The organism is Desulfurobacterium thermolithotrophum DSM 11699 (assembly GCF_000191045.1).
GTDB classification, from domain to species: Bacteria; Aquificota; Aquificia; order Desulfurobacteriales; family Desulfurobacteriaceae; genus Desulfurobacterium; species Desulfurobacterium thermolithotrophum.
The window spans coordinates 711,694-723,428 of record NC_015185.1; the positions used below are offsets into that span (position 1 = coordinate 711,694).

12 protein-coding genes and 1 tRNA gene are annotated in these 11,735 nt (G+C 34.3%); 3 read left to right on the plus strand and 10 right to left on the minus strand.

Translation table 11 applies throughout. From position 1 onward, the window contains the following. Positions 1-14 precede the first annotated feature (14 nt). The 6 genes from infB to DESTER_RS03595 form a co-directional block, all read right to left on the minus strand. Positions 15-2,681, minus strand: coding sequence for a translation initiation factor IF-2 (gene infB / locus DESTER_RS03570; protein WP_013638296.1), 2,667 nt, complete (start codon positions 2,679-2,681; stop codon positions 15-17). Between the two features lie 83 nt (positions 2,682-2,764). Then, positions 2,765-3,067, minus strand: coding sequence for a YraN family protein (locus DESTER_RS03575; protein ID WP_052296558.1), 303 nt, complete (start codon positions 3,065-3,067; stop codon positions 2,765-2,767). Next, entirely contained in the window at positions 3,009-3,719 is a 711-nt protein-coding gene (locus DESTER_RS03580) for a ribonuclease HII (RefSeq protein ID WP_013638298.1), read from the minus strand. The genes DESTER_RS03575 and DESTER_RS03580 overlap by 59 nt, the downstream gene beginning before the upstream one ends. Continuing rightward, the gene (gene rplS, locus DESTER_RS03585) at positions 3,701-4,051 is read right to left on the minus strand and encodes a 50S ribosomal protein L19 (protein ID WP_425477277.1); all 351 of its coding nucleotides are present in this window, start codon (positions 4,049-4,051) and stop codon (positions 3,701-3,703) included. The genes DESTER_RS03580 and rplS overlap by 19 nt, the downstream gene beginning before the upstream one ends. A 100-nt stretch (positions 4,052-4,151) precedes the next feature. Continuing rightward, a tRNA-Arg gene (locus DESTER_RS03590) sits at positions 4,152-4,228 on the minus strand. A 60-nt stretch (positions 4,229-4,288) separates the two neighbouring features. Then, entirely contained in the window at positions 4,289-6,241 is a 1,953-nt protein-coding gene (locus DESTER_RS03595) for an LPS-assembly protein LptD (RefSeq protein WP_013638300.1), read from the minus strand. Positions 6,242-6,306: 65 nt separating this feature from the next. Here DESTER_RS03595 and DESTER_RS03600 point away from each other — a divergent pair, with 65 nt between their 5' ends. Genes DESTER_RS03600 through DESTER_RS03610 form a run of 3 tightly spaced genes read left to right on the plus strand, consistent with a single transcriptional unit; the run spans position 6,307 to position 8,720 of the window. Beyond that, positions 6,307-6,618, plus strand: coding sequence for a phasin family protein (locus DESTER_RS03600; protein WP_013638301.1), 312 nt, complete (start codon positions 6,307-6,309; stop codon positions 6,616-6,618). Then, complete coding sequence (locus DESTER_RS03605; RefSeq protein WP_013638302.1) at positions 6,618-8,120, plus strand: ABC1 kinase family protein; 1,503 nt, start codon at positions 6,618-6,620, stop codon at positions 8,118-8,120. Before DESTER_RS03600 ends, DESTER_RS03605 begins: the two co-directional genes overlap by 1 nt. Positions 8,121-8,171: 51 nt before the next feature. Further along, positions 8,172-8,720, plus strand: a complete 549-nt coding sequence (locus tag DESTER_RS03610) for an RNA methyltransferase (protein WP_013638303.1) — start codon at positions 8,172-8,174, stop codon at positions 8,718-8,720. On the opposite strand, the gene ispD is transcribed toward DESTER_RS03610, so the two are convergent. From ispD to DESTER_RS03630, 4 genes are read right to left on the minus strand one after another with little or no spacing between them, the layout of a single operon-like run. Further along, the gene (gene ispD, locus DESTER_RS03615; RefSeq protein ID WP_013638304.1) at positions 8,717-9,400 is read right to left on the minus strand and encodes a 2-C-methyl-D-erythritol 4-phosphate cytidylyltransferase; all 684 of its coding nucleotides are present in this window, start codon (positions 9,398-9,400) and stop codon (positions 8,717-8,719) included. The genes DESTER_RS03610 and ispD overlap by 4 nt on opposite strands. After that, positions 9,397-10,380: a PIN/TRAM domain-containing protein gene (locus DESTER_RS03620; protein ID WP_013638305.1), complete on the minus strand. Its 984-nt coding sequence runs from the start codon at positions 10,378-10,380 to the stop codon at positions 9,397-9,399. Before DESTER_RS03620 ends, ispD begins: the two co-directional genes overlap by 4 nt. Then, on the minus strand, positions 10,377-10,868 hold the full coding sequence (locus DESTER_RS03625) for a CarD family transcriptional regulator (RefSeq protein WP_013638306.1): 492 nt from the start codon (positions 10,866-10,868) through the stop codon (positions 10,377-10,379). The genes DESTER_RS03620 and DESTER_RS03625 overlap by 4 nt, the downstream gene beginning before the upstream one ends. Before the next feature lie 8 nt (positions 10,869-10,876). Next, positions 10,877-11,731: an SDH family Clp fold serine proteinase gene (locus DESTER_RS03630; RefSeq protein WP_013638307.1), complete on the minus strand. Its 855-nt coding sequence runs from the start codon at positions 11,729-11,731 to the stop codon at positions 10,877-10,879. Positions 11,732-11,735 lie beyond the last annotated feature (4 nt).

The following is an 11,735-nucleotide window of genomic DNA, read 5'->3' on the forward strand; positions in this document are numbered from 1 at the left end:
AAAAACAATGGAACTTAAAGTTCTTTTTCAACTTGCTCTGTTGTATAGCATTCAATAATGTCACCTACTTTGATGTCATTAAAGTTCTCAAGACCTATACCACATTCATATCCAGCTTGCACTTCCCTAACATCATCTTTAAATCTTTTAAGTGAAGCAATTTTACCCTCGTAAATAACAATTCCATCTCTTACAAGTCTTACACCTGCATTTCTCTTAATTACTCCATCTTTTACATAACAACCAGCAACAGTTCCAACTTTTGGAACTTTAAAGGTTGCTCTAACTTCTGCAGAACCAAGGTAAACTTCTTTTTCTTCAGGAGTAAGAAGACCTTGCATAGCTTTTTTAACTTCGTCTACTATGTCATAGATAACTCTATAGGTTCTAACATCAATTTTTTCTTTTTCCGCTGCTTTTCTAGCTGCAGAATCAGGTCTTACGTTAAATCCAACAACAATAGCGTTTGAAGCGGCAGCAAGCATAATATCGTTTTCTGTTATAGGACCAACACCAGTATGAATAATTTTAACTTTAACTTCATCCGTAGAAAGTTCTTCAAGAGATTTTCTAATAGCTTCTATAGAACCTTGTGCGTCTGCCTTTAAAACAATATTTAGCTCTTTAACTTCTCCCTGCTGTACTTGTGCAAAGAGGTCTTCAAGGGATACTTTCTTTTCTTTTTCAAGAGCTGATTCTCTTGCAAGTTCTTGTCTCTTCTCTGCAATTTTTCTTGCTGTCTTTTCGTCTTTAACAACGTAGAATTTATCACCAGCAAGTGGGACTCCATCAAGACCTAAAACTTCTACAGGCATAGATGGTCCTGCTTCTTTTATAGACTTTCCTTTATCGTCAAACATAGCTCTTATTTTTCCTGCATAAAGACCTGCGACAATAGCATCTCCTTGTTTTAAGGTTCCACTTTGAATAAGAAGTGTAGCAACAGGTCCTCTCTGTCTATCAAGTTTTGCTTCAAGAACAACTCCGCGAGCAGGCTTGTCTGGATTAGCTTTTAACTCCATTAATTCTGCTTGTAAAGCTATCATTTCAAGGAGTTCATCAACGCCTTCTCCCGTTTTAGCAGATACAGGAACCATTACAGTGTCACCACCCCAGTCTTCTGCGATGAGGCCGTGTTGAGTAAGCTCCTGTTTAACTCTATCAGGATTTGCACCAGGTTTATCTATCTTGTTAATTGCAACAATTATTGGAACTCCTGCAGCTTTGGCATGGTTTATTGCTTCAACAGTTTGAGGCATTACACCATCATCAGCTGCAACGACAAGGACCGCGATATCTGTTACTTGAGCTCCTCTGGCTCTCATTGCTGTGAAGGCCTCGTGACCGGGAGTATCAAGAAAGACAAGCTTTTTCTTTCCTTCGCTTGTATCAACTTCTACAACAGAAGCACCAATGTGCTGCGTAATTCCACCTGCTTCTCTTTCAGCAACTTTAGTGTTTCTTATATAGTCAAGAAGTGTTGTTTTTCCGTGGTCAACGTGTCCCATAACAGTGATAATTGGAGGACGAGGTTTAAGGTCTTCTTCTTTATCTGGCGTTTCTTCTAACTCTTTTTCAAGGAGTGATTCTTCTTCCTCTTCACCTTCAAGTTTAACTACTTTACCGTATTTTTCAGCAACTTTTGCAGCAGTTTCAAAATCTATTGGCTGATTTATTGTAATGAACTTTCCAAGAGTAATTAAATCTTGAAGTAGCTGTGTAGGATCTATACCAAGTTTTTCTGCAAATTCTCTTGCTGAAATTACTTCTGGAATAATAACAGTTTTTGCTCTCTCCTCTTCCTCAATGAGCCTTTGAAGTTGTTCTTCTTCTGAAAGTTCTTCAAAAGGAATCTCTTCTTTAACTTCTTCTTTCTTTTTCTTCTTGCGCTTTTTCTTTTTAGCTCTGTTTTTCTCCTCTATCTTTCTCATGAGTTCTTCAAATTTCTTCTGATCTTCTAACTCTTTTTGTTCCCTTTTCTTCTCAGCAAGCATATCCTCTACAGTCTTAGGTTTTTCTCTTTCTCTTCCTTCCTTTGTAGAGGCTACAAGTTTTTCAAGTTGCTCCCTTGTTACCTTCTCTTCTATAGGTTTTTGTTTCTCTTCTCTTTTTAATCTTTGAGGTTTTTCTCTTCTTCTTGGAGGTTTACTTTCCCTACTTTCTTCAACCTTTCTTTCTTCTTCATGTCTTCTGAAAGGTTTTCTTCTTCTTCTCCTTCTTCTTGCAAGTTCTTCAGGAGAAAGAATTCTCACATCTGATTTTTTCTTTCTCTTTTCTTCTCTTTTTTCTTCTCTTCTTTCTTCTCTCTTTTCCTCTTTTTTCTTCTCTGCTTTTTCTACTTTCTGAGGCTGTTCTTCTTTCTTCTCAGAAATAGATTCTTCTTCCTTCTGTTTGATATCTTGATCCTTGGAAATAATGACTTCTTCTTTCTTAATTTCCGTTTTATCTTCTACTTTCTCCTTAGGGAGCTCTTTTTCTTTACTTTTATCTTCAATAGTAGCTTTAGAAACTTCTACCTGAACAGGCTTAATGAATTCCTTAACAAGCATGACTTGTTTTTCATCAAGACCAGAATGAATACTCTTAACCTGTATATCAAGCTCTTCCCGGAGCTTTTTAATCAGTTCCTTTGACGACATACCTAACTCTTTTGCAAGTTGGTGAATTCTTACCTTTGCCAAAACAAAACCTCCATTTCTAAACGGTTAGAAACTTTAACATAAATATAAACGACAGCCGAATTATAGCAACAATTTACCTTTTCTTAAAAGGCATCTTCTACATGATCAATCTTTAATTTTCCTTTTTGGTCTATTATTCCTATAACGTCGAATCTAATAGATTCATAGGGAAACTTTATTTTTGAAAGGAATTTAAGCGCCGTTTTCCTAATTCTTTCTTGCTTTTTATAATCAACTGTTTCAAGAGGATTTACTTGAAAATTTTCAGATCTTAAACGAACTTCTACAAAAAGAAGTGTTTTAGTTGTTTCATCAAAAGCTATAATATCAATCTCCCCGAAGGAGCTCTTGTAATTTTTCTTGATAATAAAGTAACCTTTCTTCAACAGATAACGGGAAGCTATCTTCTCTCCCAATTCCCCTTTCTTTTTTCTCTCTGACTCTTCCAAAACTCCTCCTGTGAACTGGAGAAATCCCTATTTCCTCTATTTTACTAATGTGAAATTTAGTCGGATATCCTTTGTGTTTTTCAAATCCGTAAGCAGGAAAAAGCTCTGCTAACTTTTCCATTATAAAATCTCTTGTTACTTTGGCAACAACACTGGCACAAGCACAGGAAAAACTTTTTTCGTCCCCTTTAGTTAAAACAAGAGATCTGTCTTTAAATTCTTCTATTTCCAAGGCATCTGTGATTAGAAAATCAGGTTGAACAGGAAGAGAGGAAAGAGCTCTTTTTACCGCAAGCTTTGTAGCATTTAGGATGTTGAGTTTGTCTATTTCTAAAGAATCAGCAAAACCTACACCAACGCAAATAGCTTTTTCAAATATTTTAAAAAATAGCTCTTTTCTTCTTTTTTCTGTTAGTTTTTTTGAGTCTTTAAATAAAAAAGGAATGACAGACTGCGGGAAGATAACTGCTGCTGCGACCACTGGACCAGCCAATGGCCCTCTTCCCGCCTCGTCAATTCCTGCTATCAGTTTATATCCTTTATTCCAATATTCTCTCTCAAACTGGATAATTACTTCTTTGTCATCCACTCTTTCTTCTCTTTAATCTTAGCAGCCTTTCCTTTACGCTCTCTGAGGTAGTAGAGTCTTGCTCTTCTTACGATACCCCTCTTAAGAACTTCTACTTTGTCTATTACCTTAGCGTTAAATGGAAAAGTTCTTTCAACGCCTATACCGTAGGAAACCTTCCTTACTGTGAATGTAGCATCTGTTCCAGAGCCTCTTTTTCTGATAACGACGCCTTCAAAAGCCTGAATTCTTTCCTTGTCTCCTTCCTTAACCTTTACATAAACTCTTACAGTGTCTCCAGGTCTAAATTCAGGAATATCTGTTCTTTTATATTTTTCCTGAACTACTTTCATAAGCTCATCAAGTCCAGCCATAATAAAACCTCCTTATTCGTGATAAAAAGCGAATGCAAATTTTATGGAATTTTAAAAAAAAGTCAACAAAAATAAAAAATGGTGCGCCCGGCAGGGATCGAACCTGCGGCCTCGAGATTAGGAATCTCGCGCTCTATCCTACTGAGCTACGGGCGCACTTGCCAATTACAAAAATATGAAAGGCATTATTTTGTGTCAACTATAGTGAGGACTGCGTTACTTTTTCTTTCCTGTAAAGGTATATCCGTAATTTCCAAGTTTTACTAGATTTATTGTTAAAAGTATTTGATAATCTATAGTGTTGTCGTAGTTTCTGACCCATCTATACGATAGTCTACCATTCCAACAACCTCTATTAACAGAAAATCCGTATTCCCTTTCTCTATCTTCAGAAAGTTTTAAATCGTACCTTTGCTGATAAGAGAAAGAAAGAATTTTATTGATAGGTAAAGAAAGACCCCATCTTAAATAGTTTGCATTTAGGACGGAGTCAAAATCGTAGTAATGATTTAACCATACTGAGACTTTAAGTAATTTTGTTGAAAGGAAAGTATTTGTTCTTCTAATTTCATTATTATAAGGAGAGTAGTAAATAGTTTCTTCTAAGTGAAACCAAGAGAAGGGACTTGTATCAATGTCTAACTTCCACAAGTTCCAGGGATTTTCTTTGTTGTAAAAGTTGTAAAAAGCACTAAGAGATAATCTTCCTATGCTTTTTCCTGATTTGTAAATATAAGTGGTTAAGGAAGGGATAAGTGTCTTTTCTTTTTCTACTCTATCTGAATCATCATAGAAAGGATTGTTACTTTGATTTTCGTTTTCTATGAAGTGAAACTGGAGCTCTGGATTAAAGGAAAGAGAAATATCATTAGAGATAGAGGAATGAAAGTCTGTAGTTAAAACATTAGAAAATTTAAATATGTTTCTCTTTCCACCATGCTGATATTTTGTTAACAAAATTGCCCATTTTGCTGTGTTTTTAAATCTTCCAAAAAATTTGCTATATCTTATGGCAGGTTCAATGTTAAAACGATATCCGCTATTACCAGCTTTTCTATAAAAGTATGTTAGCTCAGAGTCGGCACTAAGAGTAAATGGTGTTTTCCATATTGGAACATCTAAAAGGTAAAAATTAACAGTTGGAAATCTTTGGTAGACAGTATCTGTGGAACCATCAAGATTATTCAAATAAACAGCATTTATATTTAAAATAAAATGTTTCCAAAGTTTTGAAACGGTTAAATCCGATTTTGTGTATTGTTTTGTTTTTTCTTCTATATTAAAAGTATCTGTAGACTTAAAAAATCTTCTGCTGTTAATGAGCTCTATATCACTTCTGCCGTAAAAAAAGTCAGATGGACTAAATGAGTGAGAAAAAGAAAGTTTCCAGTCTTTTCCTTCTTTTCTATCTATTTTATAAAAATAAATATCTCCCTTACTATCTTGAGATAGGACATATCTAAATTCTCCACTTTGGGCATTTCCATTTCTAAATCGCTTTTCATAGGCTAAAGTGAGGTCGGCACTTCTACCTAAAACTAAGTAAAAAGGTTGTTTATAGACTAATCCATCGTCACTTCTATAACTTATTCGAGGAAATAAAAATCCAGATGTTCTCTTTTCAACAATGGGACCACTTAAGTAAGGAGCGACCAAAACGGGAATTTCTTTTATTCTGAAAGAAATCCATTTTCCTTTAAAGCTTTTTCCTATCAGAATGTTAAATTTCCGTGCTCCTACAGACCAATCTGGACAGGTGTGAGAACAGGGAGTATACTCGCCATCGTATGCAATCCATTTTTCTTCGGAAATTCTTTCAACTCTGTCAGCTTTTAAGTAGTCAGTTAGAGAAAGCCTTCCCGAAACTTTCTCAAGAACTGTTTTTTTAGTAATTAAATTGTAAACTATATTTTGACAGTGAAGCTCAACTTCTCCTTCTTTTATGACAACGTTTCCTGAAACTTTTAAAAGGCCATTTTTTCTATCGTAAGTAGCCTTATCACCTGTAATTACTACATCATCATAGGTTATGATGGCCTTTCCCTCGGCTACTACTTTTTCGTTCACATTACCGCTTAACCTATCAGCAGTAATATGAACAGGAATTTCTGAAGAAAGAGCGTTAACTCCCACTAACAAAAAAACGGCTGTCAAAAAGAACTTTCTCAATAAGCTCCTTCCTTATTTCAAAGTTTGAAATAAATTTTAAAATAAATCATATCAGAGAGGAAATCATGAAAAACCTTACAGAGCTTTTAAGAAAAATTGCTCTTCTCCAAATAGGAGCTATTTCCTTAGTGACCGAAAAAGCAGAAAGATTGATTAAGGAACTTGAGGAGAAGGGAAAAGTTTCTGAAGAAGAAGGAAAGAAGTTTGTTGATGGATTAAGAAAAGGTCTTCAAAAGCAGAAAGAAGAAATATCAAGACAAGTTGAAAAAATCTTAAAGGAAGTTAATCTTGTAACTCGTGAGGAAATCAAAACTCTAAAAAAAGAAATAGAAGAGCTGAAAAAAGAAGTTGAAAATCTTAAAAAGAGCAAAAACTGATGCGTTTTCTTCACAGATTTTGGCAAATTTTAGGTTATCTTTACTTTTGTACGTATGAACACCTTACTAATTACATTCCTGAAATTATAGTAAGGCTTATTGGTTTCTTCCTCTTTCATCCTTACCGATTTCTTCTTGGATATCCTCCCCCGCAAAGATTACGAATAGCTTTTGAAAATTTGGGAGCTGCCTATTTAAAAATAGGACAAATTCTATCTACAAGAGTTGATGTTCTACCTGCTGAGTATGTAAAAGAACTGGAAAAACTTCAAGACAGAGTTCCTCCAGAGCCATTAGAAGAAATATTGAAAAGTTGTCAGTATCTTAAAGAACACGTACTTGAGTTTGAACGTGAGCCAATTGGTTCAGGTTCTGTTGCTCAAGTACATTGGGCAAGATTAAAAGATGGAAGAGAAGTAGCAATAAAAATACTGAGACCTAAAGCAAAGGAAACAATAAAACAAGATATTAAAGTTCTTAAAAAAAGTGTAAGTTTACTTTCAAACTTCATTCCTTTTTTCCGAGAATTTAGAATCCTTAAGATAATTGAAGAACTTGAAAGAGTACTTTTAAACGAGTTAAACCTCACAACAGAAGCAGCATACATGGAACTTTTTAGAAAATTTTCAAGTAAAGAACCTTCTCTTTACATTCCTGAAGTTATTTGGGAACTTACAAGAGAAAACGTTCTTGTAATAGAGTTCATTAAAGGAAGAAAGTTAAACGAAATTAAGGATCTTCCCAAAGAAACAAGAAAGAAGTTAGCTAATGACTTTGTGAAGATTGTTAATAGAATGGTCTTTGAGTTAGGAATTTTTCATGGAGATCTTCATCCTGGAAACATTTTTATTCTTGAGAATGGAAAATTTGCTTTTATAGACTTTGGAATAGTAGGAAGATTATCACCAGACACACTGGCAGCATTTTTTTCTTTTTCTGTAGGAGTTATGAATAAAGATCCTGATCTAATAATTAACTCTCTAAAAAGAATTGGAGCAATTACAAAGGAAGTAAATGTTTCTTTGCTCAAAAGAGAGATACTTATATTTCTTGATAGATACTATAACAGACCACTTTCACAAATAGACGCAGAAAAACTATTTTATGAAGAGTTGTCGGCTGCAAGAAAGTTTAAGATTATATTACCTGAAGAACTAGTAATTCTTATGAAGACAATAGCTCATACAGAATCAATTGCAAGGCTTATATATGACGATTTTAGACTTCCTCCTCTTTTAAAACCTTACTTAAAGAAGTTAGCACCCAAAATGGCGATAAATGAATTTAGAAGAAAAAGTCTAAGTCTTTTAATGACTTACGTTGATTTAATAGAAAAACTTCCAGAAAGATTAAGTAGAGCTCCAGTAGTGTCTAAAAGCAGAGACTTTTTTTGGGGAATAGCTTTGCTTGGCAGTGCGGTAGTTTTATCATTTGCTCCAAAAATTATCTTAGTTTATCTTTTTGCTGTTTATATAACAAATCGCTTTTATAAAAGACAATAGGTTAAAATTTTGATATCTTTCAGTAGCAAAATTGAAAAATGGAGAGAATTAATGGCTGTATATGTAGCGCTTCTTCACTATCCAGTTTACAATAAAGAAAAAAGAGTGGTTGCGACATCGCTAACAACACTTGACATTCATGATATAGCGAGAGCATCAAGAACATACGGAATAAAAAAGTACTTTATTGTTCAACCAATAGAAAACCATCTCTGGCTTGCAAATAAACTTCTTTCATTTTGGCAGGGTGGACATGGTAGAGAATACAACCCAAAGAGATGGGAAGCCTTAAAACTCGTAAAAGCTGTTCCTTATTTTGAAAATGTTCTTGAAGAAATAGAGAAAGAAAATGGAGTTAAACCTAAGGTTGTTGTTACATCTGCAAGAGAGTATGAAAATAGTATTTCATTTGAATGTTTAAGAGATAGAATAAGATCTGGAGAAAACGTAATAATCTGTTTCGGAACAGGATGGGGACTTACAGAAGAATTTATAAAAAGCGCAGATTACATTTTAGAACCTATAAGGGGTGCAACTGACTACAACCATTTGTCTGTTAGATCAGCAGCAGCAATTATCCTTGATAGACTTCTTGGTTAAGAGAGAAATGTAGAAACTATCTCTAAGTCTTCCGGGGTTGTAACTTTTATGTTCTTGTAATCACCCGGAATTGATATTATTGAATAGCCATATTTTTCAAGAAGAGCAGAGTCATCAGTTGCAAAATACTCTTCTTTCTTAGCTATTTCATGGCACTCTAAAAGAACTTGATAACTGAAAATTTGTGGGGTTTGAACTAAAATTAGTTTGTCTCTGTTGAGGGTCTTTTTCACAAAAAAGTCACCTGGTTCTAGTGGAGCTCCTATTTCTTTTACAGTTTCTTTTGGTTTTACTCCTAAAATAACTCCATCAACATCGTAGTCAGAAAAGGAAATGACCAAATCTCTAATTAAAGAAGTTGAAATAACAGGCCTTACGCCATCATGGATAATAACTTCTTTTACGGGTTCTTTAATAGATTTGAGTCCTTGATAAACAGACTCTTGTCTTTCTCTTCCTCCTTCTACAATTCTAATAATCTTTGAAAATTTTTCTTTTAATTTTTTTCCAAACTCAAGATCTCCCTTAGGAAGGACAAGTATAATTCCATGAACGAGTTCACTTTTTTGAAAGATTTTTAAAGGATACTCAATAAGAGGCTTTCCATTGACTTCAAAAAACTGTTTTTTTCCTCCAAATCTTCTTCCAACTCCAGCAGCAGGAATAACAGCAAACCTCACTTTACTACCTCTTTAGTTCTTGCAAATATTATCTTTCCTGAAGATGTCTGAAGTAAATTGTTAACAAGAACTTTAACTCTATGACCTATTAAATGTTTAGCGTTGTCAACTACAACCATTGTTCCATCATCAAGATAACCTACAGCTTGATTCTTTTCTTTACCTTCTTTTACAAGAAAGATTACTAATTCTTCGCCTACGGCAACTACCGGTTTTAAAGCGTTTGCAAGATCATTGATATTTAGGATTTCAACCCCTTTAATTGAAGCAACTTTATTTAAATTGTAATCAGTAGTTATTAATTTTGCTCTTAATTTTCTACAGAGCTCCACAAGTTTAGAATCTACATCCTTTATCCAAGGGATGTCTCTTTCATAAATTTCTACGGAAGGTTTTTCAATATTTCTTAATTCTGAAACCATTTCAAGTCCTTTTTTACCTTTAGTTCTAATCATTGGTTCGGTAGAATCAGCAAGATTTTGGAGTTCCTCAAGCACAAATCGTGGAATGATAATTTTTCCTTCAATAAATCCAAGTTTTGCAATCTCAACAATCCTTCCGTCTATAAGAGCACTGGTATCTATGACTTTTGGTGTTGAGTAAAGGCCTTGTTCATCTTTTAATAGTTCTGAAATTGGCTTATTCTTAGCAACTTCTACTGCTGTAAAACCAAAAAGATAGGGAAGTGTAATAAATAAGATTTCCTGTAAATAAGGAAAGCTTGTAAATACAGAATAAAGTGAAAGGGTAATTCCTTTTGCGATGTATAAACCTAAGAAAAAACCTGCAGAAAAGAGAATAATAGTTCTTATCTTCAGTTTCTTTTTCATTACAAATTCGTGAAAAAGAAAAGAAGCGGCAGTGATAAAAATACCAATTATGAGAGATTGGGTTAAAGTAAAACCATAGTGCTTAAAAATTACAACAGAAACAAACAGAAGAAAAAGGAAAAAGCCTCCGAAAAATTTAGAAACAGTCACGGCTTTTTAACTCCTTTAAGAATTTTTCTTATTTTCTGTTTAACTTTTTTTACTGGTTCTCCTAAGGAAAGAGCTATTTCTTCAGCAAGTTTTCCAAAAGCTTCTTCAAACATTCTTTTTTCTGAATAAGAGAGCTCTTTTTCCTTTGACCTATAAGAAAGATTTCTAACAACTGTTGCAAGCTCTTTTATATCACCTGTTTTAAGTCTATCAACATTAAGCCTATGTCTTACTGTCCATTTTTCACTTATGTTGGTAGGAATTTCCGATAGATAATTAAATATTTCTTCTATACTTTCTTCCGATAGAACTGGTCTAATTCCTGAATTTTCAATACTTTCTTCAGGAACTAAAATTGACATACTTTTTCCCACGAGAGAAATCCTAAAGTAGATTACTTTTTTTCCTCCCACCTCTCTTTCTTCTTTTCCTTCAACGATCCCGACACCGTGAGGTGGGCAGGCAACCTTATCTCCTATCTTAAACATTTTTACTCCTAATGGGGTTTCCTAAGCGGTACACTTCCTTTTTTTGGTTCTCCGTAGGGAACAGGAATATATTGAACTGAAGGTTGTCCTGAAGGTTGGTAATAGAACTCCATTAAATCGTAAACTTCTTGAGGAACATCTGTAGAGACATTTAATCCCATTTCTTTAATAACTTCTGCAGTTAAAGGATAGTCGTGAGTCCAGTAACCAGAAGTTAGAAGATCTGCTATGTTTTCTGCTTTTTCTTGACTATGTCCTTTGGCTGTAAGTATCTTAATTATTGTGTTTTTCATTTGAACTAAGGATTTTTCTGCAACATCTGCAAGAATTAGCATTTCATCTTTCATCTCTTTCTTTTTCATCTCAAATGCTTTTAATATTGAAGGTGCTGGAAACTGCCCAAGCTGAGGATCAAGAGGACCAAGGACGGCATTTGGATCCATTACTATTTCATCTGCAGCAAGAGCTATTAAAGTTCCTCCAGACATTGCATAATGAGGAACTATCACTCTAACTGGACTTTTATGTTTAACAAGAGCTGAAGCTATCTGAGTTGCTGCTAAAGCAAGACCTCCAGGAGTATGAACAATTAAATCTATAGGCATATCATCGGGAGTCATTCTTATTGCTCTTAGAATTCTTTCAGAATCTTCTATGGTAATGAATCTCATAATAGGAAAGCCCATAAAAGCTAATCTTTCTTGACGGTGAATCATTGTTATTACTCTTGATTTTCTCTTTTTTTCTATTTCTCTGATGAGGCGAAGCCTTGCCCATTCAAGGTTTTTCTGTTGAAAGATAGGCCATAGAGAAAAGAAAATAATTAAAAGCCAAAAGAGATCAAAAAAACTTGGTTGATGCATGAAA

Coding starts and splice junctions, on each gene's coding strand:
- DESTER_RS03625 (WP_013638306.1), bottom strand. CDS start 10,868: ATGTTTAAGATAGGAGATAAGGTTGCCTGCCCACCTCACGGTGTCGGG.
- DESTER_RS03600 (WP_013638301.1), top strand. CDS start 6,307: ATGAAAAACCTTACAGAGCTTTTAAGAAAAATTGCTCTTCTCCAAATA.
- DESTER_RS03630 (WP_013638307.1), bottom strand. CDS start 11,731: ATGCATCAACCAAGTTTTTTTGATCTCTTTTGGCTTTTAATTATTTTC.
- rplS (WP_425477277.1), bottom strand. CDS start 4,051: ATGAAAGTAGTTCAGGAAAAATATAAAAGAACAGATATTCCTGAATTT.
- DESTER_RS03605 (WP_013638302.1), top strand. CDS start 6,618: ATGCGTTTTCTTCACAGATTTTGGCAAATTTTAGGTTATCTTTACTTT.
- DESTER_RS03610 (WP_013638303.1), top strand. CDS start 8,172: ATGGCTGTATATGTAGCGCTTCTTCACTATCCAGTTTACAATAAAGAA.